General features: G+C 63.9%; 21 protein-coding genes. 10 read left to right on the plus strand and 11 right to left on the minus strand.

Features of this window, described 5'->3' with window-relative positions; translation table 11 throughout:
* Nucleotides 1-14: 14 nt before the first annotated feature.
* Nucleotides 15-1,532 (minus strand): acetyl-CoA acetyltransferase, encoded by a 1,518-nt coding sequence (locus ABIB66_RS01720; protein WP_354207034.1) that lies wholly within the window; start codon nucleotides 1,530-1,532, stop codon nucleotides 15-17.
* Between the two features lie 117 nt (nucleotides 1,533-1,649).
* Nucleotides 1,650-2,783: a nitronate monooxygenase gene (locus ABIB66_RS01725; protein WP_354207032.1), complete on the minus strand. Its 1,134-nt coding sequence runs from the start codon at nucleotides 2,781-2,783 to the stop codon at nucleotides 1,650-1,652.
* 305 nt (nucleotides 2,784-3,088) lie between these two features.
* On the opposite strand from ABIB66_RS01725, the gene yghU reads away from it, so the two are divergent.
* Nucleotides 3,089-3,970 (plus strand): glutathione-dependent disulfide-bond oxidoreductase, encoded by an 882-nt coding sequence (yghU, locus tag ABIB66_RS01730; RefSeq protein WP_354207030.1) that lies wholly within the window; start codon nucleotides 3,089-3,091, stop codon nucleotides 3,968-3,970.
* Nucleotides 3,971-4,106: 136 nt separating this feature from the next.
* Here yghU and ABIB66_RS01735 read toward each other — a convergent pair whose 3' ends face one another.
* The 3 genes from ABIB66_RS01735 to ABIB66_RS01745 form a co-directional block, all read right to left on the minus strand.
* Nucleotides 4,107-5,384, minus strand: a complete 1,278-nt coding sequence (locus tag ABIB66_RS01735; protein ID WP_275170548.1) for an acyl-CoA dehydrogenase family protein — start codon at nucleotides 5,382-5,384, stop codon at nucleotides 4,107-4,109.
* Between the two features lie 303 nt (nucleotides 5,385-5,687).
* Nucleotides 5,688-6,068, minus strand: coding sequence for a VOC family protein (locus tag ABIB66_RS01740; protein WP_354207028.1), 381 nt, complete (start codon nucleotides 6,066-6,068; stop codon nucleotides 5,688-5,690).
* A 111-nt stretch (nucleotides 6,069-6,179) separates the two neighbouring features.
* Nucleotides 6,180-6,959, minus strand: a complete 780-nt coding sequence (locus ABIB66_RS01745) for an SDR family NAD(P)-dependent oxidoreductase (protein WP_354207025.1) — start codon at nucleotides 6,957-6,959, stop codon at nucleotides 6,180-6,182.
* 165 nt (nucleotides 6,960-7,124) lie between these two features.
* Between ABIB66_RS01745 and ABIB66_RS01750 the strand changes: the two genes are divergently transcribed.
* Genes ABIB66_RS01750 through ABIB66_RS01760 form a run of 3 tightly spaced genes read left to right on the plus strand, consistent with a single transcriptional unit; the run spans nucleotide 7,125 to nucleotide 9,276 of the window.
* On the plus strand, nucleotides 7,125-7,913 hold the full coding sequence (locus ABIB66_RS01750; protein ID WP_354207023.1) for an enoyl-CoA hydratase/isomerase: 789 nt from the start codon (nucleotides 7,125-7,127) through the stop codon (nucleotides 7,911-7,913).
* Nucleotides 7,910-8,896, plus strand: a complete 987-nt coding sequence (locus tag ABIB66_RS01755) for a phosphotransferase family protein (protein WP_354207021.1) — start codon at nucleotides 7,910-7,912, stop codon at nucleotides 8,894-8,896. The genes ABIB66_RS01750 and ABIB66_RS01755 overlap by 4 nt, the downstream gene beginning before the upstream one ends.
* Nucleotides 8,897-8,898: 2 nt before the next feature.
* Nucleotides 8,899-9,276 carry a DUF6285 domain-containing protein gene (locus ABIB66_RS01760; protein WP_354254056.1) on the plus strand — a complete coding sequence of 126 codons (378 nt, stop codon included), beginning with the start codon at nucleotides 8,899-8,901 and terminating at the stop codon, nucleotides 9,274-9,276.
* Nucleotides 9,277-9,497: 221 nt separating this feature from the next.
* On the opposite strand, the gene ABIB66_RS01765 is transcribed toward ABIB66_RS01760, so the two are convergent.
* Nucleotides 9,498-10,277: an enoyl-CoA hydratase-related protein gene (locus ABIB66_RS01765; RefSeq protein WP_354207017.1), complete on the minus strand. Its 780-nt coding sequence runs from the start codon at nucleotides 10,275-10,277 to the stop codon at nucleotides 9,498-9,500.
* A 209-nt stretch (nucleotides 10,278-10,486) separates the two neighbouring features.
* On the opposite strand from ABIB66_RS01765, the gene ABIB66_RS01770 reads away from it, so the two are divergent.
* Complete coding sequence (locus ABIB66_RS01770) at nucleotides 10,487-11,761, plus strand: acyl-CoA dehydrogenase family protein (protein ID WP_354207015.1); 1,275 nt, start codon at nucleotides 10,487-10,489, stop codon at nucleotides 11,759-11,761.
* 167 nt (nucleotides 11,762-11,928) lie between these two features.
* Here ABIB66_RS01770 and ABIB66_RS01775 read toward each other — a convergent pair whose 3' ends face one another.
* A complete protein-coding gene (locus ABIB66_RS01775) occupies nucleotides 11,929-13,509 on the minus strand; it encodes a fatty acid--CoA ligase (RefSeq protein ID WP_354207013.1) in 1,581 nt (526 codons plus the stop codon).
* Nucleotides 13,510-13,745: 236 nt separating this feature from the next.
* Nucleotides 13,746-14,618 (minus strand): SDR family oxidoreductase, encoded by an 873-nt coding sequence (locus tag ABIB66_RS01780; protein WP_275170557.1) that lies wholly within the window; start codon nucleotides 14,616-14,618, stop codon nucleotides 13,746-13,748.
* A 116-nt stretch (nucleotides 14,619-14,734) separates the two neighbouring features.
* Between ABIB66_RS01780 and ABIB66_RS01785 the strand changes: the two genes are divergently transcribed.
* Both ABIB66_RS01785 and ABIB66_RS01790 read left to right on the plus strand, forming a co-directional pair.
* Nucleotides 14,735-15,544 (plus strand): crotonase/enoyl-CoA hydratase family protein, encoded by an 810-nt coding sequence (locus ABIB66_RS01785; protein WP_354207011.1) that lies wholly within the window; start codon nucleotides 14,735-14,737, stop codon nucleotides 15,542-15,544.
* Nucleotides 15,545-15,685: 141 nt separating this feature from the next.
* Nucleotides 15,686-17,230: an acyl-CoA synthetase gene (locus tag ABIB66_RS01790; protein ID WP_354207009.1), complete on the plus strand. Its 1,545-nt coding sequence runs from the start codon at nucleotides 15,686-15,688 to the stop codon at nucleotides 17,228-17,230.
* A 45-nt stretch (nucleotides 17,231-17,275) separates the two neighbouring features.
* Here ABIB66_RS01790 and ABIB66_RS01795 read toward each other — a convergent pair whose 3' ends face one another.
* Nucleotides 17,276-17,839: a MarR family transcriptional regulator gene (locus ABIB66_RS01795; RefSeq protein ID WP_275170560.1), complete on the minus strand. Its 564-nt coding sequence runs from the start codon at nucleotides 17,837-17,839 to the stop codon at nucleotides 17,276-17,278.
* Between the two features lie 385 nt (nucleotides 17,840-18,224).
* Between ABIB66_RS01795 and ABIB66_RS01800 the strand changes: the two genes are divergently transcribed.
* Together ABIB66_RS01800 and ABIB66_RS01805 are read left to right on the plus strand one after the other, a co-directional pair.
* The gene (locus tag ABIB66_RS01800; protein ID WP_354056395.1) at nucleotides 18,225-18,629 is read left to right on the plus strand and encodes a YccF domain-containing protein; all 405 of its coding nucleotides are present in this window, start codon (nucleotides 18,225-18,227) and stop codon (nucleotides 18,627-18,629) included.
* Between the two features lie 146 nt (nucleotides 18,630-18,775).
* Nucleotides 18,776-19,390, plus strand: a complete 615-nt coding sequence (locus ABIB66_RS01805; protein ID WP_354254058.1) for a chemotaxis protein CheB — start codon at nucleotides 18,776-18,778, stop codon at nucleotides 19,388-19,390.
* Between the two features lie 780 nt (nucleotides 19,391-20,170).
* On the opposite strand, the gene ABIB66_RS01810 is transcribed toward ABIB66_RS01805, so the two are convergent.
* Nucleotides 20,171-21,088 (minus strand): NADP-dependent oxidoreductase, encoded by a 918-nt coding sequence (locus ABIB66_RS01810; RefSeq protein ID WP_354207002.1) that lies wholly within the window; start codon nucleotides 21,086-21,088, stop codon nucleotides 20,171-20,173.
* 1,239 nt (nucleotides 21,089-22,327) lie between these two features.
* On the opposite strand from ABIB66_RS01810, the gene ppc reads away from it, so the two are divergent.
* Nucleotides 22,328-25,117, plus strand: a complete 2,790-nt coding sequence (gene ppc, locus ABIB66_RS01815) for a phosphoenolpyruvate carboxylase (RefSeq protein ID WP_354207000.1) — start codon at nucleotides 22,328-22,330, stop codon at nucleotides 25,115-25,117.
* 60 nt (nucleotides 25,118-25,177) lie between these two features.
* On the opposite strand, the gene ABIB66_RS01820 is transcribed toward ppc, so the two are convergent.
* The gene (locus tag ABIB66_RS01820; RefSeq protein ID WP_275170565.1) at nucleotides 25,178-26,344 is read right to left on the minus strand and encodes an SMP-30/gluconolactonase/LRE family protein; all 1,167 of its coding nucleotides are present in this window, start codon (nucleotides 26,342-26,344) and stop codon (nucleotides 25,178-25,180) included.
* Between the last annotated feature and the right edge of the window lie 87 nt (nucleotides 26,345-26,431).

Genomic DNA, 26,431 nt, shown 5'->3' on the forward strand with positions numbered 1-26,431 from the left:
CCACCCTACGAGGCCTACACCACCCGCCACTCCGGTACGCCATCCGCGGCCATCGTGATCTCTCCAAGCGAACCCACCGGCGTCCTGTTCATGTCGAGCAGATGCGCCAGCGTCGCGGTATCGCCCGCCGGAATCCGCGCCAGCGTGCGTCTGTCGTTTTCCGTCCGCAACATCACCACGCCGTGCTCGACATCGCCACCACGGCCGTAGAGCACCGTAAAGCTCTCCACCTTGCCCTTGCCTGAGACATCCGTGACGAACTCCGGCACCGCGCGCTTGTTGCTGTCCGCCGCCGCCTGCACGTTCGTCTCCTGTGCCAATGCTTCACGCGGCGGGGCCTTCGACACCACCAGCGCATGATGCTTGGTGACGAAGCCGCCCTGGCCGTAGAGCAGGCCGAGCTTTGCGCCGTCGCGAACACGCCGCACCATCGCGCAGGCCGCATGGGTCATGTAGGTGTTGAGCGGCGCGCCGAAGAAGGTGAGGCCGCCGGTCACGGTCGGCTGCACGTCCCCATCCAGCCCCAGGGTCCGCCGCGCCATCTTGGGCACGCACGGGAAGCAGCTATAGAGCTCGATCGCGTCGAACTTCTTGCCGTCGCCGCCGGCGAAATCCATCACGGCCTTCAAGACTGCGTTCTGCGGATGGCTTTCATAAAACTGGTCGCGCAGGAGATAGTCGCGCGGCTCTTCCGCCGAGGCGCCGCCGAGCGGGTAGACGAGCTTGTCCTCGGCAATGCCGGCCGCACGCGCCTTGGCGAGGCTGGTGAGCAGTAGCGCACCGCCCATGTTGACGCTGGGGTTGGCGACCATGAGCTTGTTGTAGGGCCAGGCAATCAGCCGGTTGTCGGCGGTCGGCGTCGTGATCTCGTCCGGCGCATAGCGTCGCTTCAACCAGGCATTTGGATTTTGCGCAGCGGCTTCCGAATAGCGCGACCATAGCGTCCCCGACTCAGCCATCGCCTCGCGCGGCGTCTGGCCCCAATGGGCGGACGATGCCGCTTCGTAGAACGGATAGACGGTCACGGGCCGGAACACGCCGAGCTTCACGGCCAGCGGCTTCTGGAATGCCGCGCCGCGCTTCGGCTCCTCGACATCATGCGCGAACAGCGTCCATGGCAGCTTTGCGCCGGCACGCTCCGCCTTGGTCGCCGTCGACTGTGCCTCCGCGCCGCAAACTGCGGCAACACTGCATTCACTGCGCGCGATGCGCTTTGCGGCTTCGTGGATGTAGCGGATCGGGCTCTCGCCGCCGACCGGGCCGTAATAGCAATGCGAAGGCGCGATGCCGAGCCGCTGCGCCAGTAGCTTCTCCGGATCGCGATAGCGCCAGCTCAGGAAGTTGACGACGTCGAGCGATTGCACCTCGCCGAGCAGCATCGCGCCGGCATCAGCTTCCGCGCGCCGCAGCGCCTGTTCGAGCAGGTCGAGCGGCTCGAGACCCTTGGTGATCTCCTTGGGGCGGTCGACGATCTCGCCGACGCCGACAATGACGGGGATGCGGTCTTCGGGGATATGCTTCTTATCTGTCATGCTTCAATTCACGATGTCAGTTGTTTCGTCATTGCGAGCGCTGCGAAGCAATCCAGGGTCTTTCCGCGGTGATAGTCTGGATTGCTTCGCTGCGCTCGCAATGACGGTGTGTGGCAATCACTCCGCCACCAGCGCATTCATGTGCTCGACGGCCTCGGCGAACTCTTCCTTGAACTCCTGCACCACCGCGCCGGCCGACTTCACGCTGTCGATCAGCCCGACGCCCTGGCCGACGAAGTAACTCACGAGATCGCGCGCCTTCGCGTTGCCGCCCGCCGCGGCGCGGTCGATCGAGTTGAAGGCGTCGCGGCTGACGATGCTTTGCAGCGGCATGGGCAGTGCGCCGGGGCTCTCGGGTGCGCGGTCCCAGGCGTCGGTCCAGACCGAGCGAAGCTGCCGTGCCGGCTTTCCGGTGCGGCCCTTCGAGCGAACCGCATCGCGCGACGATGCCGCGATCATCTTCTCGCGAAAGATCTCCGTGGTCTCGGCCTCGACAGTGGCGAGCCACACCGAGCCAGTCCAGGCGCCCGCGGCACCCATCGCCATGCAGGCTGCCATCTGCCGTCCCGTCATGATGCCGCCGGCCGCCAGCACCGGCACGTCGCGGATAGCCTTGATCGCCTTGATCACCTCCGGCACCAGCACCATGGTCGAGACCTCGCCGCAATGGCCGCCGGCTTCGGTGCCCTGCACCACGAGAATGTCGACTCCCGCCGCGACCTGGCGCAGCGCATGTTCCTTGGCGCCGACCAGGGCAGCAACCGGCACGCCGTGTTTCCTGCCCATCTCGATCATCGCCTTCGGCGGCACGCCCAGGGCATTGGCGATCAGGCGGATCGGGTGGTTGAACGAGACCTCCAGGAGTTGCAGCGCCGTCTTCGCATCGAACGGCTGCGGCTGGTTGTCGGCCACGTTGGTCGCGGTCAGCTCGATGTCGTATTTCTTCAGGAGATCGCGTGTGTAGTCGCGGTGCTCCTGCGGCACGCGCGCCTCCAGGCTCTTCCAGGTGACGTCCTTCTCGCCTGCGGTCGACATGTTTTCGGGGATCAGCACGTCGACGCCGTAGGGCTTTCCGTCGACGTGCTCGTCGATCCATTTCAGCTCGCGCTCGAGCGTAGCAGGCGTGTGCACAGTCGCGCCGAGCACGCCAAAGCCGCCGGCGCGGCTGACAGCGGCGACGACATCGCGGCAATGGCTGAAGGCGAGCAGGGGGAAATCGATGCCCAGCATGTCGCAGATCGGCGATTTCATCGTTCTCTCCCGGCGGCCTTCGCGTTGCTGTCGTTGCAATCTTGAGCGAAGGCTCATCGACGCTAGACCATCGTCTTGCGCAATGCCAATCCGGATTTGGCGGCGCACCTTGCGTGCACACGCCGTGTTGCGTGAAGCCGTACGCCTGGCTCGACAGAAGCGGATTCTCGTGATGGCCGTCCTCGGCAACGTCGGATGCATGACGCGGCCTCGAGGCCCGCGCCGGACGCAGGGCCGGCGGGGCTTGCCATCGGCCGTCCGTGGGCTAATTAATGCAGGCGCATCTTTTTCGCCGGAGCCCTCCCATGACCGACACCCCCGCCTACGTGCCGCCGAAAGTCTGGACCTGGAACAAGGAGAACGGCGGGCAGTTCGCCAGCATCAACCGGCCGATTGCCGGTCCCACCCATGACAAGGAGCTGCCGGTCGGCAAGCATCCCTTCCAGCTCTATTCGCTGGCGACGCCGAACGGCGTCAAGGTCACCGTGATGCTGGAGGAGCTTCTGGCGCTCGGCCACAAGGGCGCGGAATACGACGCCTGGCTGATCAAGATCGGCAATGGCGACCAGTTCGGCAGCGGCTTTGTCGACATCAATCCGAATTCCAAGATTCCGGCGCTGATGGACCGCTCCGGCCCGGAGCCGATCCGGGTGTTCGAGTCCGGGTCGATCCTGTTCTACCTCGCGGAAAAGTTCGGCGCCTTCCTGCCGAAGGACATCAAGAGCCGCACCGAGGCGATGTCGTGGCTGTTCTGGCAGATGGGCAGCGCGCCCTATCTCGGCGGTGGCTTCGGCCATTTCTACGCCTACGCGCCGACCAAGATCGAATATGCCATCGACCGTTTCGCGATGGAGACCAAGCGCCAGCTCGACGTGCTCGATCGCCGGCTCGCCGACAACGAATATCTCGCCGGCAGCGAATACACCATCGCCGATATGGCAGTGTGGCCCTGGTACGGCGCGCTCGCCAAGGGGCTGGTCTATGGCGCCGGCGAATTCCTGTCCGTGCAGGACTACAAGCACGTGCAGCGCTGGACCGACCAGATTGCCAAGCGCCCGGCCGTCAAGCGCGGCCGCATGGTCAACCGCGTCTCCGGCGATCCCGCCAGCCAGCTCCACGAGCGGCATGACGCGAGCGATTTCGAGACCAAGACGCAGGACAAGGTCGGCGAGGTGGCCGCGTCGTAGCGCGGTGTTGAACATCGCAGTATTGTAGGGTGGGTTAGCGCTAGCGTAACCCACCTCTTTCGCTTCCCCGGAGACGAACAGTGGTGGGTTACGCTTCGCTAACCCACCCTACGGCAGGGCCGCGCTTGGCGAGACCTCAAGCCATGCTTAGCTCATGGCGTCCCACCACCATCCAGTGCACCTCGTCCGGACCATCCGCGAAGCGCAGATGGCGGACGTCCTGGTACATTTCGGCGAGCGGGGTCCAGTGCGAGATGCCGGTGGCGCCGTGCATCTGGATCGACTGGTCGATGATCTTGCAGGCGCGCTCCGGCACCATGGCCTTGACCATGGACACCCAGACGCGAGCCTCCTTGTTGCCGAGCACGTCCATGGCCTTGGCGGCCTTCAACACCATCAGCCGCATCGCCTCGATCTCGCAGCGCGCCTGCGCGATGATCTGCATGTTGCCGCCGAGATGGGCGATCTTCTTGCCAAAGGCTTCGCGGGTGAGGCCACGCTGCACCATCAAATCGAGCGCCTTCTCGGCCTTGCCGATGGTGCGCATGCAGTGATGGATGCGGCCCGGGCCTAGCCGAAGCTGCGAGATCTCGAAGCCGCGGCCTTCGCCGAGCAGAATGTTCTCCTTGGGCACGCGCACGTTGTTGAAGCGCATGTGCATATGGCCGCGCGGCGCGTGGTCCTGGCCGAACACGTACATGGGACCGAGCACCTCGACGCCGGGGGTGTCGCGCGGCACCAGGATCTGCGACTGCTGCTTGCTCGGCGCCGCATCCGGATTGGTCTTCACCATCACGATGAGGATCTTGCAGCGGGGATCGCCGACACCCGAGATGTAATACTTCTCGCCGTTGATGACCCATTCGTCGCCGACGAGCTTCGCGGTGGTCGAGATGTTTTTGGCATCGGAGGAGGCGACGTTCGGCTCGGTCATCACATAGGCCGAGCGGATCTCGCCGTTCATCAGCGGCTTCAGCCACTTCTCCTTCTGCTCCTTGGTGCCGACGCGCTCCAGCACCTCCATGTTGCCGGTGTCGGGCGCCGAGCAGTTCATGCTCTCCGAGGCCAGCGGACTCTTGCCGAGCTCGGATGCGATGTAGGCGTAGTCAAGATTTTTCAGGCCCTGGCCGGTCTCGTCGTCGGGCAGGAAGAAATTCCAGAGGCCTTCCTGCTTGGCCTTGTTCTTGGCCTTCTCCAGCACCTCGAGCTGCTTCGGCGTGAAGCTCCAGCGGTCTTCCTTGCCTTCGCCGGCCTTGGCGAACTCGATCGACATCGGCTCGACGGTGTCGCGGATGAACTTCCTGACGTGATCATAGAGCGGCCGGACCTGGTCCGACATCCTGAGGTCGTTGAGCTCGTCGCCGGGATTGAGGGTGTAGTTGGTGGTGCGGGGAATATAGGTGTGTTTTGTCATTGTTCCTCCCGGGGGCGCTGAGATCGTGCTGCAGGCGAGAATAGTCGCAGCGTCGCCAAAGTGCGAGCGCGCATTTTTCCAACGCGAGCCATGCCACGCGATGGAATATCGCGAGCGTTTGAAATGTTGTTTGAATGGGGGCGAACACTCTCCAGCGTCGTCCCGGACAAGCGCAGCGCAGATCCGGGACCCATAACCACAGGGAGGAGTTTGACGAAGACTCGGAGTTACGAGTTTGCGCTACAACCACTCCCCGTGGTTATGGGTCCCGGCGTTCGCCGGGACGACACTGAATATGCCGATCTAGCTCGCCATCCGATGCATCGCGCAGATCTTGTTGCCGTCGAGGTCACGCAAATACGCAATATAGAGGTTGACGCCCGGGCCCTGGCGGATGCCGGGAGGATCTTCGCAGGGAACGCCGCCGGCGGCGACGCCGGCCGTATGCCATGCATTGACCTGCTCCGGCGAGTTGGCGGCAAAGCCGATGGTGCCGCCATTCGCGCACGTCGCTGCCTCGCCGTTGATCGGCTTCGTCACCGAGAACACGCCGGTCTTGGTGATGTAGAAGATGCGATGGCCGTCGACGCGCGCCGGCCGCACCTCGAGCGTGGACAGCAAAATGTCGTAGAACGCCTTGGCCTTGTCGAGGTCGTTGGTGCCGATCATCACGTGTGAAAACATTCTGCCGTTCCCCTCATTATGATTTGTAGCCCGGATGGAGCGCAGCGTAATCCGGGTCTTGTTTGCTTTGGCGGTCCCGGATTGCGCTGCGCTCCATCCGGGCTACAAGAATCAAAACGCCGTATAGCCGCCGTCGATCACGAACGTATCCGCGGTGTGATACGACGAGGCCTTGCTCATCAGATACACCGCGATGCCGCCGAAATCGCTGGCCTTGCCGAAGCGTCGCACCGGAATGCGCGGCATCACGTTGGCCACGAACTTCTCGTTGGCCATCAGGCCCGAGGTCATGTCGCTCTTGATCCAGCCGGGCAGGATCGCATTCGCGGTGACGCCGTGGCGCGCCAGCTCGACGCCGAGCGCGCGCACCAGGGCGTTGATCGCAGCCTTGGTCGCCGCGTAGTGCTCGTTGCGTGCGGTGCCGAAGATCGAGGCGAGGCTCGAAGTCGCCACCAGCCGGCCGAAGGGATCGCCGGCCTCGGCGCGTTGGGTCATGTGTTTTGCGGCCGCCTGGAACGCGTGGAACACGCCGTCGAGGTTGGTCGCAAACATCGTGCGCCATTCCTCCTCGGTGCGTTCGATGAAGGAGCGCCGGCCGCCGCCGCCGATACCGGCATTGGCGAAGCAGCCGTCGACCCGGCCGAATAGGTCGAGCGTGGCCTTCATCGTGGCGTTGACCGACGCCGGGTCGGTGACGTCGCAGACCCGCGTATCGACCTTGCCCGGTAGACCCGCCAGGCTCGCGGCAGCGCTGCTGTTCTTGTCAGGATTGCGACCCCAGATCGAGACGTTGCAGCCCTGGCCGGCGAGCGCCTGCGCGATGCCGAGTCCGATCCCGCCATTGCCGCCGGTGATCACGGCGACCCGTCCTGAAAGGTCGAAAAGGTTCATGGCGCGTTTCCTTTTTTTGGCATTCGCGCATCAGCCGCTGCGCGCAAGATTGCTTGCTATGCTCCGATCACCATGGACAAGACCGCGCCAAAAATCAAATATGCGCTCCGGCAAAAGCAATTCCGGTCTGCGAAACTGGCGCAGGCCGCAACTCACGAGGAAACCATGCAGTTCAAACACGTCACGCTCGATCTCGACGGTGCGGTCGCGATCCTCAAGCTCGACCACCAGGAGGTGATGAACGCGGTCTCCGTGGACATGCTGGGCGGTCTCTCAGAAGCGCTCGACGCGATCGAGGAGAAGAAGGACGAGGTGCGCTGCGTGGTGCTGACGGGCGCGGGGCGAGCGTTCTGCACCGGCGCGAATCTCCAGGGCCGCAACAACCAGTCGAAGAAGACCAAGGCCGGCCTGACGCTCGAGACTGGCTTCCATCCCTTCCTGCGCCGCATCCGCAACCTGCATTGCCCGATCGTGACCGCGGTCAACGGCCCGGCGGCCGGCGCCGGCATGAGCTTCGCGCTGCTCGGAGACATGATTTTATGCGCGCGGTCCTCTTACTTTCTTCAAGCCTTCCGCCGTATCGGCCTCGTGCCGGATTGCGGCTCGACCTGGCTCTTGCCGCGGCTGATCGGCAAGGCACGCTCGATCGAATTGTCGCTGATGGGCGAGCGGCTCCCGGCCGAGAAGGCGCTGGAATGGGGCCTCGTCAACCGCGTCTATGATGACGGCGTGCTGATGGAGGAGGCGATGAAGCTCGCGCACGACCTCGCCAGCGGCCCGACGGTCGCGCTGTCGCTGATCCGCAAGCTCTACTGGGACAGCCCGGAAAACTCCTTCGAGGATCAGCTCAATCTCGAATTCCGGTGCCAGCTCCGCGCCGGCGACACGGATGATTTCCGCGAAGGCGTCGGTGCGTTCCTTGAGAAGCGCCCGGCACAGTTCAAAGGCAAATGATCGAGGCCGAACTCTCCCGCAGCGTCGCGCGCTGGTGCGAGGGGGCGACCGGCGCGACGGGCGTGGCCAAGCTGTCCGGCGGCGCCAGCCAGGAAACCTGGCGCTTCGACATTGCGCATCCCGATGGCGTGATCGGCGCAATCCTGCGCCGCTCGCCGAAGGGCTATGGCGCGGCGCCGACGCGCGCGGCGGGTCTTGCCGCAGAAGCGCAGCTGATGCAGCTCGCCTATGAGGCCGACGTGCCGTCGCCGCGTGTGATGCATGTGCTCACGCCGGACGACGATCTCGGCACCGGCTTCATCATGCAGCGGGTCGAGGGCGAGACCATCGCGCGCAAGATTCTTCGCGATGACGAGTTCGCGGCGGCGCGGCCGCTTCTCGCACGGCAGATCGGCGGCGTGCTTGCGGGCCTGCACAGGCTGCCGCAGAACAAATTGCCCGAGCTGCGCAGTCGCGATGCGAGCCAGGAGATCGCCGAGTTCGAGCGCGATTATCGCAGCCTGGACTGGCCAAAGCCGGTGTTCGAGCTGGCGCTGCGCTGGCTGCGCGACCACGATCCGGGCCCTGCCGCCGAGACGACGCTGGTGCATGGCGATTTCCGCAACGGCAATCTCATCATTGGTGCCGATGGCGTGCGCGCGGTGCTGGACTGGGAGCTCGCTCATCTCGGCGACCCCATGGAGGATCTCGGCTGGGTCTGCGTCAACTCCTGGCGCTTTGGCGAGATCGACAAGCCGGTCGGCGGGTTTGGTTCGCGTGAGGAGCTGTTCGCCGGCTATGAGTCCGCGGGACGCAAGGTCGACCCATCGCGTGTCAAATTCTGGGAAGTGATGGGCACGCTGCGCTGGGGCATCATGTGCGGCGGCATGATGCAGCGGTTTCGCGAAGGCCCGGACCATTCGATGGAACGCGCCATGATCGGCCGTCGCGCTTCCGAGACCGAGATCGATCTGTTGCGGCTGCTGGCGCCGCGGGGGAGTTGACCATGCAGGACGAGCCGACCCCGATCGAGCTGGCGAAGTCGGTCGCCGATTTCCTCCGCAACGAGATCACGCCGCTGATCTCCGGCCATCAGGCCTTCAAGCTGCGCGTCGCCGTCAACATCCTCGACCTCGTGACGCGGCAGCTGACGCGGGAGGAGGGGAGCGATGCCGCGGAGGTGGAGCGGCTGCGTGTTCTGCTCGGCATGGACGGCTCGGTCACCGACCTCAACCGCGCACTCGCCGAGCGCATCGCCAAGGGCGAGCTCGATCTCGCAACGCCAGGCCTTGCCGAGCACCTCTGGCAGACGACGATGGACAAGCTCGCAGTCGACCAGCCGAATTACGCATCGTACAAGCGCGAGCTGTCGCGAGGCGAGTAGACCTCTCCTCGTCATTGCGAGGAGCGTAGCGACGAAGCAATCCAGACCGTCTCCGCGGAGACAGTCTGGATTGCTTCGCTGCGCTCGCAATGACGGCGTTGATGCAGGCGCGCTACTCTCTCCGCATCGTCATGCCCGGGCTCGTCCCGGGCATCCACGTTCTTCGCGCCGTGCGGTGAGGCGTGGATGGCCGGGACAAGCCCGGCCATGACGGAAACAGTTTACTTCCCGATCCATTTCGGCGGCCGCTTCTCCGCAAACGCCTTCGGTCCTTCGACGTAATCCTGCGAGGCCACCATCGCCTTCACCGCCGGATACTCCCGCTGCTCCTCGATCGCCTGCTCCAGCGACACGCCAAGCCCCTTCTGAATTGCCTGCTTCGAGGCGCGGATCGACATCGGCGAATTCTTGGTGATCATGTCGGCCCAGCGCAGCGCGGCCGTGAGCGCCTCGCCCTGCGGCACCACCTCGTTGACGAAGCCGAGTTCGAGACCTTCCTTGGCGCTGACATGGCGCGCGGTGAGGATCATGCCCATGGCGCGCTTCAGCCCGATCTGGCGTGGCAGCCGGTGCAGGCCTCCGGCGAGTGCGGCCAGCCCAACCCGCGGCTCGGGCAGGGCGAAGGTCGCGTTCTCCGAGGCAATGATGAGGTCGCAGGCCAGCGCGATCTCGAAACCGCCGCCCATGGCGACGCCATTGACCGCGGCGATGATCGGCTTGTCGCAGTCGAAGCGCGCGGTGAGGCCGGCGAAGCCACCCTTGTCCCAGCCGCGCTTGCCGCCGGCCGCCTGCCATTTCAGATCATTGCCGGCGCAGAACGCCTTGTCGCCGGCGCCGGTGACGATCGCAACCCACTGCTCGGGATCGGCGGAGAAATCGTCGAACACCTTTTGCAGCTCGAAATGCGCGTCGGTGTGCAGCGCGTTGTAGACCTCGGGCCGCGACAGCGTGACGATCGTGATCGGCCCCTTGCGTTCCACCTTTGAGAACTTCAGCTCCATGGTCGCTCCCGCATTTTCTCGTGAAGGTATATTGCGGCCATACTAGCGCGCAGGCGCGTTTCAACACCATCGAATTGCGCGGGCGCGCCTTGCGCCTCTCACACGTCTCGCATTGCTTGACTTGGCGGCGCTCTTCTCACCTTAATCGTGAGAAGTAAAAGTGCGTATAGCGCCTTAACGCAAAACGAAAAATCATCCGGGAGAGAACCGTGGATTTCTCACTGCCTGCCGATCTCGTCGCCTATCTCGCAGAGCTCGACCGTTTCATCGAACGCGAGATCAAGCCGCTGGAGGAGGCCGACGATAACATCCGCTTCTTCGATCATCGTCGCGAATGGGCGCGCACCGATTTCGAGAATGGCGGCCTGCCGCGTCACGAATGGGAAGCGCTGCTGCGCAAGGCCAAGGATCTCGCGGACGCTGCCGGTCATTTGCGGTTTCCGGTGCCGAAGCAGTATGGCGGCAAGGATGGCTCCAACCTCTGGATGGCCGTGATCCGCGAGCATTTTGCCGCCAAGGGGCTCGGCCTGCACAACGACCTCCAGAACGAGCATTCCATCGTCGGCAACTTCCCCGTCGCCACCATGCTCGACCGCTATGGCCGCGACGACCAGAAGGCGATGATCGACGGTTCGATCAAGGGCAAGTACCGCATCACCTTCGGCCTGACTGAGCCCAATCACGGCTCGGATGCGACCCACATGGAAACGCGCGCAGTGCCCGCGACCCGCGACAACGTCAAGGGCTGGATCATCAACGGCGAGAAGATGTGGACCACCGGCATGCACGTCGCCACCCACTGCGCGCTGTTCGCGCGCACGAGCGGCAATGACGGCGATGCGCGCGGCATCACCTGTTTCCTGGTGCCGGCCGAGAGCCACGGCGTGAAGATCGAAGAGTACATGTGGACCTTCAACATGCCGACCGATCATCCCCGCGTCAGTTTCACGGACGTATTCGTGCCGGAGGACGCGCTGTTCGGTGAGGTCGGCCGCGGCCTGTCGCTGGCGCAATGTTTTGTCCATCAGAACCGCATCCGGCAGGCGGCGAGTTCGTTGGGAGCAGCGGTCTACTGCATCAACGAGAGCGTGAAATATGCGCGCGAGCGAAAACCGTTCGGCAAGGCGCTGGCCGAGAACCAGGCGATCCAGTTCCCGCTGGTCGAGCTGGCGACGCAAGCCGAGATGCTGCGGCTGCTGATCCGCAAGACCGCCTGGGAGATGGACAAGCTCACCGAGGAGCAGATCGAGCGCACGCTGTCCGACCGCGTCTCGATGTGCAACTACTGGGCAAACCGCCTCTGCTGCGAATCCGCCGACCGCGCCATGCAGGTCCATGGCGGCATGGGTTACTCACGCCACAAGCCGTTCGAGCACATCTACCGCCACCACCGCCGCTATCGCATTACCGAGGGCAGCGAGGAGATCCAGATGCGGAAAGTGGCGGGATTTCTGTTCGGGTATATGGGGCCGGGGAAGCATTGAGGGATTGTTGCGAGCTATCTCTCCACGTCGTCCTGGCGAAAGCCAGGACCCATTACCCCAGGGAGAAGGTGTTGAGGCAGGCTGGCAACCACGAGTCTTCGCCAAACCGCTCCCTGTGGTTATGGGTCCCGGGCTCGCGCTGCGCGCGCCCCGGGACGACGGCCTAGCTAATTCACCCTTCTATCCTTCCCCGCCCAATACGGCTCCCTCAACTGCCGCCGCAAAATCTTGCCGCTTGGATTCCTCGGCAGCGCCGGCAAAAACTCCACGCTCTTCGGCGTCTTGAACCCGGCGATACGCTCGCGGGTGAAGTTGATGATGTCAGTGGCGGTTGCCTCTTTGCCCGGCTTCATCACCACGACGGCTTTCACTGCCTCGCCCCATTTGTCGTCGGGAATGCCGATCACGGCGGCCTCGGCGACGTCAGGATGATCGCACAGCGCGCTCTCGACCTCGGCCGGGTAGATGTTCTCGCCGCCGGAGATGATCATGTCCTTGATGCGGTCGTGGATGTAGAGATAGCCGTCCTCGTCCATGTAACCGGCGTCACCGGTGCGCAGCCAGCCGTCGCCGCGCAGCGTCGCGGCGGTCGCTTCCGGCAAATTCCAGTAGCCTGCCATGTTGGAGCCCGAGCGCGTCGCGATCTCGCCGACCTCGCGCGGCGGCAGCGGCTTGCCGTCGACATCAAGGATCGCGATCTCGACGCCCGGCAGCGCCTTGCCCGCCGAGCGCATCCGTTCCAGGCCCTCGACGTGATCCTCCGGCGGCAGCGCGACGATGGTGCCGGTGGTCTCGGTCATGCCGTACATCTGCACGAAGCCGCATTTGAAGATCTCGATGCATTCCTTCAGCAGCGCCGCCGGGATCGGCGAGGCGCCATAGAGCATGTATTTCAGCCGCGAGAAATCGACCGTCCTGGCGCGCGGCTGCCGAACCACGAACTGCATCGCCGCGGGCACCATGAACAGCTTTGTGATGCCGGACTGCTCGAAGAAATCCAGCACCTTGGTCGGATCGAACTCGCGCGCGATCACGCCGCGGGCGCCGTGATAGAGCCCCATCACGCCCCAGCCGGAGCCGCCGATGTGGAAGATCGGCATCGCGACCAGCGACACGTCGTCGGTCGACCACCGGTTCCACTCGGGCTTGTCCTCGGCATTTCCGGTCTGCACGAGGTTGAGGAAGTTCGCATGCGACAGCATCGCGCCCTTCGGCTTGCCTGTCGTACCTGACGTGTAGAGCTGGATCGCAATGTCCCGGGTGTCGATCGGCACCTTGGGATCGTCGCCACTCTGTGCATCGCGCCAGGCCGTGAAATCCTGCCACTCCGGTGCGCCGCCTTCGGTGGTGATGACGCTGCGCACGCCCGGCAATTGGTCCTTGATCTGGCGGACCTGGGTGATGAATTCGGGCCCGACGAACAGCACCGGCGCCTTGCAGTCGCTCACGATGAAGGCGACCTCGGGGCCGGCGAGCCGCCAGTTCACCGGCGCCATTACCACGCCGGCCTTCATGGCACCCATCAGCAGCTCGAAATAGATGTCGCTGTTCTTGCCGAGATAGGCGATGCGCTCGCCCTTGTTCACACCCATCGCGATCAGCGCATTGGCGACGCGATTGGTCTTGATGTCGAACTCGGCGAAACTGGTGACGTGGCCTTCGAAGTCGAAGGCGATGGCGTTGCCGCGGCTCTTGGCGCGCTCGCGCACCATGTCGGCGAGGTCAGCCAATGGCTGTGTGGTGGACATGTCTCTCCCGTGACGTCTTGTTTTTACGGTGGGGAGTGTGGCGTCATCCGCGGGCGATGACAAGATGGGAGAAGTTCAATGGCGGTTTCGTGTCCCGGACGCGCTGCAGCGCTCTCGCGCTGCTGCGCAGAGCCGGGACCCATTCTATCGACGTGCAAGAAACGTGGGCCCCGGCTCAGCAGCGCACCACGCCGAAGGCGGCGCGCTGCGCTGCGTCCGGGGCACGAGAGAGCGAACTACCCCCGCTTGGCCCGGTCCTTCTCGTTCTGCGCCATGATGCTCTCGCGCGCGGTTTTCCAATCGTCGTCGCTCCAGTCGCGGAGCTGGTAGAAATTGCCGCCCATGGCGAGCGCCTGCGCGCCGTCCATGGCGATGGTCTCGCCGCTGATCCAATCGCAGCCGCCGGAGATCAGGAACACGGCGACGTTCTGCAATTCCTCCATGGTGCCGACGCGGCCCATGGGGTTCATCGCCTTGGTGCGCGCGCCGGCTTCGTCGCCGGGCTTGATGCGCTTGCTCATGCCCTCGGTCGGGATCTCGCCCGGCGCGATCGTGTTCAGCCGGATGCCATAGCGGCCCCATTCGGCCGCGAGCGACATCGTCATGGCATGGATCGCCGACTTGCTCATCGCCGACGGCACCACGTAAGGCGACCCGTTGCGCACCCAGGTCGTGGTGATCGAGACGACGTTGCCGGGCTGCTTCAACGCGATCCAGCGCTTGCCGACCGCTTGCGTCACGTAAAACGTGCCGTGCATGACGATGTTGGCGACTGCGTCGAAGCCGCGCGGCGACAGTTCTTCGCTGCGCGAGATGAAATTGCCGGCGGCGTTGTTGATGAGATCGGTGAGGGGGCCGTCGCGAAAGATGGTCTCGATCATCTCCTCGACGGCGAGCGCGTTGCGGATGTCGACGCCGTGGCTGCTCACGCGGCCGCCATACTCGGCCATCAGCTCGGTCGCGGTCTCGTCGCAAACGATCTTGCGCCGGCCGCAGATGTGCACCTCCGCTCCGAGCTGGAGGAATCGCGCCGCCATCGACTTGCCAAGCCCGGTGCCGCCGCCGGTCACGAGGATGCGTCGTCCCGCCAGAAGATTTTCCTTGAACATGGCTGTTTCCCCTGTCGCGATTGTCGGTTAATTGATCAATTGACTAAATCCGGCCGCCGGCTTCCTGTAAAGCGGCACCGAACAAGAACAGCAGGGAACCAGGGGAGAATTCATCCATGGAAGAGCGCGTCTCGATCTCGATTTCGGAAGGCGTCGCCGACGTGCGCCTGGTGCGCGCGGACAAGATGAATGCGCTGGATCAGGCCATGTTCGAGGCGCTTGTGGCCGCAACCGACCGGCTTTCAAAGGACAAGAGCGTGCGCGTCGTCGTGCTGTCCGGCGAGGGCCGCGCCTTCTGCGCCGGTCTCGACATGGGGCGTTTTGCCGCCATGAAGGAAAAGGGCGGCAACGGAATTCCGGGTGGCGAAAATCGCGACCTCACCGCGCGCACGCACGGTCAGGCGAACTTTGCGCAACAAGCCGTGTGGGGCTGGCGCCAACTTCCGGTGCCGGTGATCGCGGCGATCCAGGGCGTCGCCTTCGGCGGCGGCTTCCAGCTCGCGCTCGGCGCCGACATGCGCTTCCTCACCCCCGATGCGCGGATGTCGGTGATGGAAATCAAATGGGGTCTGGTGCCCGACATGGCCGGCACGCCGATCCTGGCTTCACTGGTGCGCGATGACATCTTGCGCGATCTCACCTACACCGGCCGCATCTTCTCCGCGCAGGAGGCGATGGCTTACGGTCTCGCCACGCGCATCTGCGACGATCCGCGCGCTGCCGCGTTCGACGTCGCGCGCGAGATCGCCGGCAAGAGCCCCGATGCGATCCGCGCCGCCAAACGCCTGCTCAACAATCTCTCGGTCGATCCGGGCCCCGCGCTGCTCGCCGAGTCCGTCGAGCAGCAGAAGCTCATCGGCAGCGCCAATCAGACCGAGGCGGTGCGTGCCAACCTGGAGAAGCGCGCGCCGAAGTTTGCGGATTGACTCTTGTCTCCGTCATGGCCGGGCTTGTCCCGGCCATCCACGTTCTTTGGCAAGGCGACGAAGCAGAATGTGGATCACCGGGACAAGCCCGGTGATGACGACCAACTGGCACCGCTACTAATTAACGAAGAAAAATCAACAATGAGCGAAACCTCAAATTTCCTCGGCATCGTCTCCGGCGAGCGCAGCCGCTCCCATGTCGACGTCGCCAACCGTGCCGACCGCATCGCCGCCGGCCTCAGCAAGATCGGCGTCAGGCAGGGCGATTGCGTCTGCATGCTGATGCGCAACGACATCGCCTTCATCGAGGCCGCTTATGCAGCGATGCGGCTGGGCGCCTATGGCGTGCCGATCAACTGGCACTTCAAGCCGGAAGAGATCAACTACATCCTGAACGACACCGGCACCTCCGTGCTGATCGGCCATGCCGACATGCTACATGCCTTGCGCGATGCGATCCCGAAAGGCGTCACCGTGCTCAGCGTGCCGACGCCGCCGGAGATCCTGTCCAGCTACAAGATCGATCCCGATCATCTGAAGACGCCGGACTTCGCGATCGATTTCGAATCCTGGCTCGCGCAGCATCAGCCCTATGACGGACCGATCGTGCCGCAGCCCATGAACATGATTTACACCTCGGGCACGACAGGCCATCCCAAGGGCGTACGGCGCAATGCGCCGACGCCGGAACAGGCAGCCGCCGGCGAGCGCATGCGCGCGATGATCTACGGATTGAAGCCCGGCGCTCGCACGATCCTGCCGGGCCCGCTCTATCATTCCGCGCCGAACTCGTTCGGCATCCGCGCCGGCAAGCTCGGCGGCGCGCTGGTGCTGATGCCGCGCTTCGAGCCCGAGGAATTTCTCGAGCTGATCGAAAGCTACAAAATCGACACCATCTTCATGGTGCCGACCATGTTCATCCGCCTGATGAAGCTGCCGGAGGAAGTGCGCAAGAAATACGACGTCTCCTCGCTGCGCCACATCATTCACGCCGCAGCACCCTGTCCGGCGGACGTCAAGCGCGCCATGATCGAGTGGTGGGGGCCGGTGATCTACGAATTCTACGGCTCGACCGAATCCAGCGCCGTCACCTTCGCGACCTCCGAGGATGCGCTGAGGAAGCCCGGCACCGTCGGCAAAATATCACCCGGCGCCGAGCTGCGTTTCATCGGCGAGGACGGGCGCGTGCTGGGCGTCGGCGAGATCGGCGAGATCTACTCGCGCATGGCCGGGATGGCCGATTTCACCTATCACAACAAGCCGGAGAAGCGCGCCGAGATCGATCGCGACGGCTTCATCACCTCCGGCGACGTCGGCTACATCGACGAAGACGGCTACGTCTTCATCTGCGACCGCAAGCGCGACATGGTGATCTCGGGCGGCGTCAACATCTACCCGGCCGAGATCGAGTCCGTGCTGCACGCCGTGCCCGGCGTGCATGATTGCGCGGTGTTCGGCATCCCCGATGCCGAGTTCGGCGAAGCGCTGATGGCCGTTGTCGAGCCGCAGCCGGGCATCGCGCTCGACGCCGGCGATATCCGCGCGCGGTTGAAGGCCTCACTCGCCGACTACAAGGTGCCAAAGCACATCGAGATCCGCACCGGGCTGCCGCGCGAAGATTCCGGCAAGATCTTCAAGCGCCGCCTGCGCGATCCCTATTGGGAGCAGGCGGGGCGGAAGATCTGACCGAAGACAGACGAAAAGCCTCCGCCAGGAAAGGCTGCCAAACGCTCAGGTGCGCCTCTCGAAATGGGTGCAGAGCAATTCTGTTTCTTTGAGGGCCAGTTCTTTTCGAAACAAACGGCATTCGAAGTGACTGCCCTTCTGCTTGCTTCTTTCTGCCAAGAACATGCACTCGCTGCAAACGTCTGTATGATGCCGCCTTAGCGCAGTATCGAGACGGAGAAGGGCCTGCCGGAGTGCATCGCGTAGTCGCGTTCTGTCGGCAAGCTCGAGTATCACAACCTGATCCCGAAGGGCACTGATCGGATCGCGATCGAGAAACTTCGTGCCCTGTGGCGTCACGGACAGCGCGATCGAGCGCTTGTCTTCCGTCGACGCCTTGCGCGTCAGCAGTCCTTTTTCTGCAAGTACGGCGGCGATCTGGGATGCGCTCGTCCGAGTCGTGCCTAGATAGGTTGCCAGGGCGCTCGGAGTTTTCGAGAATCTGTTTGCGCGCGCCAGGAAGCGAAGTGCCATCCATTCGCGGTCGGTCAAGCCGGAGCGGTGGCCCTCAAAAAGCCATGTGCCCGCAGACTGCACCAACAGCTCGATGACCTCGTTTGCCACTTTCATGAAAGCCCCATCGTCGACCGCGCGCAGGACACCCCCCGCAGACTCAGCCTCCTCGTTTTGCGAAACTCAATTCCAACACACGGGGGACTGCTTGTTTCCGGTATAAAAATACCGACAGACGTTCTGAAGCGGCCGCTTCCGCAGCTGCGCTCTATGCCATTTTTTCCCGATTGCCGATTTCCGATAGCGCGTCCGTTCCTGCAAGGGAACACCGTAGTTACCCGGTAACGATCACTTTCGAGGGAGGGTCGGCGATGCCCGCTGCGCTCGACCTCGCGCAAAGCGACGACGACATCGATAGCAATCGTGCGCCAACTTGCGGTCGTGAACCATGATCTCGGCGATCATGTTATATGAACGGGATCATCGACCTTCGGATCATCCCATGGCTCCCGTTTCCATCCTGCTGAACCTGCTCTGGATCCTCATCGGCGGCGCCTGGATGGCGCTCGGCTGGCTGGTCGCCGCGGTCATCATGGCGATCACGATCATCGGCCTGCCCTGGGCGCGGGCGGCTTTCAACATCGCGGTCTACACGCTGATGCCGTTCGGCTCGCGGGCGGTCAGCCGCTATGAGGTCACCGGCATGAGCGATATCGGCACCGGCCCGCTCGGGGTGATCGGCAACATCATCTGGTTCGTGCTGGCCGGCTGGTGGCTGGCGCTCGGCCATCTCCTCACCGCTCTGGCCCTCGCGATCACCATCATCGGCATTCCCTTCGCCTGGGCCCACCTCAAGCTCGCGGGCATCGCGCTCTGGCCGATCGGCAAGGTGATCGTGCCGGCTTGAAGCAAACTCGTGGGATGGGTTTCGCTGTGCTCAACCCATGCTACGCGCTTTCTAGTGAAGTCGCGAGACTAGCCCGATCCAACCTCATTCGGACCAAACTTGAGGCAGATCAATCCTGTCGCAGTGCAGCCTGCCATTTTGGCGACATGCAGCCAAATCGAGCGGATGAGTTCGGGCCTTGTTTTGTCGCAATCGGCGCTTCCGGTGCTGAGGGCTTGCGCGATTTGGGGGACTTACTCGGAGCGCTTCCTGCCAATCTGGCCGCCGTCGTGCTTGTGGTCCTGCATCGCCCCAGCGACCGCATCAGTTATCTGCGTGAGGTGCTGGCGCGCCGGTCGATGCTGCCCGTGATGATACCGGACGAGGACGAGGAGTTCGAGGTTGGCGTCTGCTACGTCGGCGAACCTGCAGCGCACCTTTCTCTGGCGGCGCGAAGCCGCGTCCACCTGATTGAGGGCCCGCAAGACCAGTATCGCAATCGGACGGTTGACCTGTTGTTCACGTCTGTCGCAGCTCACGGCAGAAGGCGCGCGATCGGAGTTGTATTGCGCGGTGAGCTAAACGACGGATCGCGTGGCTTGGAGGCGATACATTTCGCCGGCGGCGTCACGATGGTGCTGGGGACGCACGGCGCCGCAACGCGCGGTATGCCTTTGAATGCGACGGAATATGATGGGCCTGTCGACTTCATCGGCTCGATCAGCGACATCGCTGCGGAAATCGTCCGCCGGATCGCGATCAGGGCCGTCAAGGCAGCCTAGAACTCGTAAGACGGGTAGAGCGCGAGCAACCCATCAAACCGTCCGCGATGACGAAGCATGATGGCTTCCCAAGGGCCCAACCCATCCGAGGTGTGCTGCGCCCGTTGCCGACCTAACGGAGCGGGAGTGCGTGAAGGCAGCTTCTGATTCGAAGTGGACCACGACTGCCTTCAACCGGGCATAGGTATCCTACGCCTCCGCAATGCGTCAGATTTCATTGCAACTTTTTCCCGGCTTCATTGTTGACGAGCGGGAGCGAACGCGGCCGCAATGTGCCGCGGCCGGCTGGCCCTTGGTTTCATTCTTATTGGGAGGCGATTGCATGAAGTGGCTTTGCTTGGTCGGCTTTGTGGCGGGGACCGTTGCTTTAATACCCTCACCTTCAGCTTCGGCGATGCCCGTTGCCAAGCCGGACGCACTGGGCGGGTCTCAGACTGACACCATCGAGGTCAAGGGCGGCCACGGACATGGCGGTGGCCACGGCTGGGGTCATCGCGGCGGCCGTGGTCATCATTACGGCTGGGGCAGAGGCCGAGGCCATCATTATGGCTGGCGGCACCATCACCGCTGGTAACCGTCACGATTGCCCCAAACCGGAGTTGGGTGACCTACGTTTAATATGGACCGCGAAGCACATCCGGGAGCTTGAGGACCTAAGCTCGTGGGATGGGGTAGAGCTTGAGCGAAACCCATCAAACCGTCCGCCGATGACGAAATATGATGGGTTTCGCAAGGGCTCAGCCCATCCTGCACGCTGCGTGCATCGATGGGCATGCTCCCTCAGGGACGAACGCGAATGATCGTATTCCCCTTGCGTCGCCTGGTCGGGTTTAAGGCGGTGATCGCATCGTCGAAGATCGAGATGTTGCCGATGTTTGTCCGCAATCGTCCGTCCCGCACCCGCTGGACGATCTCACTCAGTTGGGCACGATCGGCCTCGACGACAAAGTCGACCGCCAGGCTGTCGGAGGGTCGCGCCTCTGCGGGCCCGACGATGGTGACCAGTGTTCCTCCGACTCGAATCAATCCTGCGGACCGCTTCTGGATGTCACCGCCGATGACATCGAACACCAAGTCGACTTTGCCGATGTCTTCCAGGGCATCGTTGTCGAGGTCGACGAACTCCTTCGCGCCGAAGTCGAGCACTGTCTGACGGTCGGCGGCGCGTCCAGAGCCGATGACGTAGGCGCCGGCCTCTCCTGCGAGTTGCGTTACCATCGACCCGACTGCGCCGGCCGCGCCGTGTGCGAGGACGCTCTGCCCCGCCTGGAGACGGCCATGCTGGAACAGCCCTTGCCACGCGGTTAGGCCCGAGACCGGCAGGCTTGCGCCCACCGTGAAGTCGACGTCGCCCGGGAGCGGCGCGAGATTGCGTGCCTCGATCGCCACATACTCGGCGAGCGTGCCGTCGCGATACCAGTCCGCGAGGCCAAACACCCGCTGTCCTACCGACAACCCCGTAGTGCCATATCCGAGAGCGGTGACCACTCCAGCCAACTCATGCCCAGGGATCGACGGCGTTCGGTCACGCTCGAGGCGATCGGTCCAGGTCGAGGGCCACGTCAGCTCGGTCGGAACAAATCCCGACGCATGAACCCGAACAACGACGTCGTTTATCGATGCCTGCGGCTCGGGCCGGTCCACCAGCTTCATCCCGGCCGTTCCCGCGGCCCGTTCCGTTACAACGATCGCCTTCATGGGATTATCTCCTCGGTCATTGTCTCTTGATGCAACTGTTGCGGGCAGCTTAAGCACAACGGCTATCCACAAACTGCCGGGCAGTGTGGAAGTGTCCGCGATCTGCGCTGTCTGCATTGACCGGCTTGTACTGAGACTGCCGATCGGGTTCGCTTCGGTCGCGGTACTAGCGGCTAGATGCGTCCTGCCTGGTCACGAAACCAGTACCAAGATTGCAAATTTTGGCTGTACCAGCGCATCAGGCGGCGCTCAGATTGAGCTCGTAGGATGGGAGAGAGCGTGAGCGGCACCCATCGATCCGTCCGCCGATGACGAACATATGAACGCTTTCGCAATCCTACGCGCTCTGCACTGCGATGCGAGCCCGCACAGTCAGTGCTGCGCCCCCAATCCCTCGCGTTGCCTGACAGGCAAAACACGCCACATACAGGTCAAGCACACGTCCCGCAGATATTCTGATTGACCGAATTTCCCTCTTCGGGTAAACCGCAGGCATTCCTGGCCCGTTAAAAAGGGCGTTTCGCGATCGTCACGATACGTGAGCCGGGATGCGATGGACGCGGCAGCGCCGGCGCGTGACGAGGTGGCAGGGCGGGCTACGCCTGTGAGCCATCGCGATCTGCGCGAACGACCCGGAGCTGTTACAGCGTTTCTTTTCGGCTTCGGGAGCGAGCACGCGCAAGCTTCCGGATGTCCGGGGAGGGGCGTCCGCGGACGGCAAAAGCGTGTGGTCCTGACGCCCGGGGTCTGTGCGTCAAGGCTTGCGGTGATGTGCGGCCCGACCGGGTGCGTGCATCGATCATCCGCGAGGCGACGGGGGCAATAGTGCATCGCTCCCCGGGGAGAGCGCGCCATAAGCCGTAAAACCATTGCGCAGGGAAGGCCGGATGTTCCGGCATCACCTGTGGTCACCCCCGCGTGTTTTTTTCGCGTGCGGACCCTGGGTGCCAGCCGGCGCCCGGCCTTCCCTGCGCCCTTTCTTCTCGACGAGGGCGAAACGGATAGCAAAGCTCGGGCGCCCGCGCCGCGAGACCGCGGACGTGTGCAGCGATGAGTTACAGGCAAATCTCTCGTGCCCCGGCTCTGCGCAGCAACGCTTAAGGGCGCTGCAGCGCGTCCGGGACACGACGGCGCCGGCGGTGTGCGCCGCCACCAAGTTCACCTTGCACTGCGGTAGAAAAATATCGCACACTCGGCTGAGCCGGGCAGTCAAGCGAGCTCGAACCAGGGGAGCGAGCCATGTCCCTCCAGACATTACCATCCGACGCCGCCGATCAGCGCCCCAACCGCCCCGAGGACGTCCAGGCGCTGGAGGCAGATGCGCGGATGCGCGACGACATCCGCCTGCTCGGGCGCATCCTCGGCGACACCGTGCGCGACCAGGAGGGCGCCGATGTGTTCGACCTGGTCGAGCGCATCCGGCAGACCTCGATCCGATTCCACCGCGACGAGGACCGGCTCGCCCGCCGCGAGCTCGAGCAGATCCTCGACAGCATGTCGACCTCGGAGACAGTGCGGATCGTCCGCGCCTTCAGCTATTTCTCCCACCTTGCCAACATCGCCGAAGACCAGAACAACATCCGGCAGATGCGCGCCAACAAGGGCGGCGGCTCCGGCGTCCTGGCCGAGACGCTCGCCCACGCGAGGGCGGCGGGTATCGGTGCCGATGCCCTGCGCAACTTCTTCAAGAGCGCGCTGGTCAGCCCGGTCCTGACCGCACATCCGACCGAGGTCCGCCGCAAGAGCACCATGGACCGCGAGATGGAGGTCGCTAGCCTGCTCGATCGTCGCGAGCGCGTCGCGCTGACGGCGGAGGAGGCCGCCGCCAGCGACGAGCAGCTCCGCCGCGAGGTGCTGACGCTGTGGCAGACCAATCTGCTGCGCCGGACCAAGCTCACCGTGCTCGACGAGGTCGCTAACGGCCTGTCGTTCTACGATTACACGTTTCTCCGCGAGGTGCCGCGGCTGGTCAACGGGCTGGAGGACCGGCTGGAGGAGGGCGGCCAGCAGGCGTCGGGCGAGCTCGCCTCGTTCCTGCGCATGGGCAGCTGGATCGGCGGCGATCGCGACGGCAATCCCTTCGTCACCGCCGACGTGATGCGCGGCACGCTGCGGCTGCAGTCGAGCCGGGTGATGCAGTTCTATCTCAATGAGCTGCATGTGCTCGGCTCAGAGCTGTCGATCGCGGCGCATCTCGCCGACGTCTCCGAGGAGCTGCGCACGCTCGCGGAGCGCTCGCCCGATACCTCGCCGCATCGGAGCGGCGAGCCCTATCGCCTCGCGGTCTCCGGCATCTATGCGCGCCTCACCGCCACGGCCGAAATGCTTCAGGTCGAGATCACGCGCCGGCCCGTCGGCAAGGGCGCTCCCTATGACAGCGTCGGGGAGCTCAAGGCCGATCTCGACGTGCTGCACCGCTCGCTGATCTCCAACAACGCCGGCGTCATCGCCCGCGGCCGGCTGCGGCTGCTGCGGCGTGCGGTGGACTGCTTTGGATTCCATCTGGCCCGGCTCGACATCCGCCAGAACTCGGCCGTGCACGAGCGCACCATCGCCGAGCTGATGGACGCCGCCAACCCCGGCATGTCCTATCTCGCGCTCGGCGAGGACGCGCGCATCTCGCTGCTCACCAACGAGCTGCGCTCGACGCGCTCGCTGGTGTCGCCGTTCGTCAAATACAGCGACGAGACGATGGGCGAGCTCAACGTCTTCCATGCCGCAGCAGAAGCGCATGCGAAGTTCGGCTCGGACGCCATCCCCCAGTGCATCATCTCGATGTGCAAGGGCATGTCTGACATGCTCGAGGTCGCGGTGCTCTTGAAGGAGGTCGGCCTCGTCCATCCCTCCGGGCGCAGCGCCATCAACATCGTGCCGCTGTTCGAGACCATCGAGGATCTGCAGGCGTCCTCCACCATCATGGACCGCATGCTCTCGCTGCACGATTACCGCCGCCTGGTCGACAGCCGCGGCAGCGTGCAGGAGGTCATGCTGGGGTATTCCGACTCGAACAAGGATGGCGGCTTCGTCACCTCGGGCTGGGAGCTCTACAAGGCCGAGATCGGGCTCGTCGACGTGTTCGAGCGCCATGGCGTGCGCCTGCGCCTGTTCCATGGCCGCGGTGGCTCGGTCGGCCGCGGCGGCGGCCCGAGCTATGACGCCATCATCGCGCAGCCCGGCGGCGCGGTGAACGGCCAGATTCGCATCACCGAGCAGGGCGAGATCATCTCGTCGAAATATTCCAACGCCGAAGTCGGCCGCAACAATCTGGAGATCCTGGCAGCCGCGACGCTGGAGGCGAGCCTGCTGCATCCGCGCCAGAGCGCGCCGCGCCGCGAATATCTGACCGCGATGGACGAGCTTTCAAACCTCGCCTTCAAGGCCTATCGCGGCCTCGTCTACGAGACCGACGGCTTCGTCGATTATTTCTGGGCGTCTACCGTGATCAACGAGATCGCGACACTCAACATCGGCAGCCGCCCGGCCTCGCGCAAGAAGACGCGGGCGATCGAGGACCTTCGCGCCATTCCCTGGGTGTTCTCCTGGGCACAATGCCGCCTGATGCTGCCCGGCTGGTACGGATTCGGCAGCGCGGTCGAGCAGTGGATCGCGGAGCATCCCGACAAGGGCATGCCGTTCCTCAAAGAGCTCTACAAGGAATGGCCGTTCTTCCGCATGCTGTTGTCGAACATGGACATGGTGCTGGCCAAGAGCTCGATCGCGATCGCCTCGCGCTATGCCGAGCTCGTGCCGGATGAGGCGCTCCGCGAAAAAATCTTCGGCCGTATCCGCCGCGAATGGCATTCCTGCATCGAGACGCTGCTGGACATCATGGGCCAGGACCGTCTGCTGCAGGGCAACCCGCTGCTGGAGCGCTCGGTGCGTCACCGCTTCCCCTATCTCGACCCGCTCAACCACGTGCAGGTCGAACTCTTGAAGGAGCATCGCGCGCAGAACCCGGACGAGCAGGTGCTGCGCGGGATTCAGCTGACGATCAACGGCATATCGGCGGGCTTGAGGAATACGGGTTGAGAAGCGAGTAGCGAACCGGCGCGCGTCCAAATTATTCGCTACTCGCCACTCTATTATTCTCTACGGCTTCATTGCGCCCTGTACGCTCGTGTAGACGGCGTAGAGCGACGTCGAGCCGCAAATATAGAGCCGGTTTCGCTGCTGACCTCCGAAGCACAAATTAGCGACCGTTTCCGGAATATGAATCTTGCCCAGCAAGTCGCCCGAGGGCGTATAGCAGCGTACGCCGTCTTCGTTTGCGTCCCCCCAGCCCACCGAGCACCAGACGCGTCCTTCGGTGTCGCAGCGGACGCCATCGGTGATGCTCGGTTTCGGCATCTCAGCGAACACCTTGCTGTTCGACACCTTTGCCCCGGCGACGTCGAGATCGAACACGCGGATATGGGATGGATTGTCCGGTCCGTCGGTGAAACCGGTGTCGCAGATGTAGAGCTTCTTCTCGTCCGGCGAAATAGCGAGTCCGTTCGGCTCGACAAAGTCGTCGACGACGACCTTGACGTCACCGGACTTGGGATCGACCCGGTAGACGTTCTTCTTCTCCTGCTCGGGCTCCGCTTTGATCCCCTCGTAGAAGCCGCCGATGCCGTAGGCCGGGTCAGTGAACCAGATCGCGCCATCGGCCGTCACGACCGCATCGTTGGGCGAGTTCAGTCGCTTGCCGTTGAATTTGTCGGCAATGATGGTGATCGAGCCGTCGAGTTCAGTTCGCGTCACGCGCCGACCGCTGTGCTCGCACGTGATCAGGCGTCCTTCGCGATCGATCGTGTTGCCGTTCGAGTTCATCGAGGGCTGGCGATAGACGCTGACGTGACCGTCGTCCTCCGAGAAGCGCATGATGCGATTGTTCGGAATGTCGCTGAACAGCAGGTATCGCCCGGCCGCGAAATATACGGGCCCCTCGGCCCAGCGGAAGCCCGTTGCGACGCGCTCGACCGCCATGGTGCCGGCAAAGGCGGGAAAGCCGGGGGGCCCAAACGATGGCGGCCCCTTCTTGGCGGATTCCAAATGGGCGTCCGGATAACGGCTGCCCGGCAGGGGTCCCAACGGTAGTGGCGCGGTCGATCTTGTCGGTGCACCCGTCTGGCCCAAGGGCGTCACGGACGCCCCCAGCGCTGCGGTCATGGTGACGCCCGTCGCCGCAACTGCCGCTGCCGCGCCCTTCAGCAGGGTGCGGCGCGCGAGAACAGGCTCATTGACGTCGGTGGAGATGGTCAGTGGGTTTGTCATAGTCGCCTCCCATTTTTTTGTTTGGGAGAAAACTGTCCGCCTGCAATCGGGCGTAAAGCGGGCGATCCCCGGCTGGACAACCGGAGA

Source organism: Bradyrhizobium sp. F1.13.3, from assembly GCF_040548265.1.
Taxonomy (GTDB): domain Bacteria; phylum Pseudomonadota; class Alphaproteobacteria; order Rhizobiales; family Xanthobacteraceae; genus Bradyrhizobium.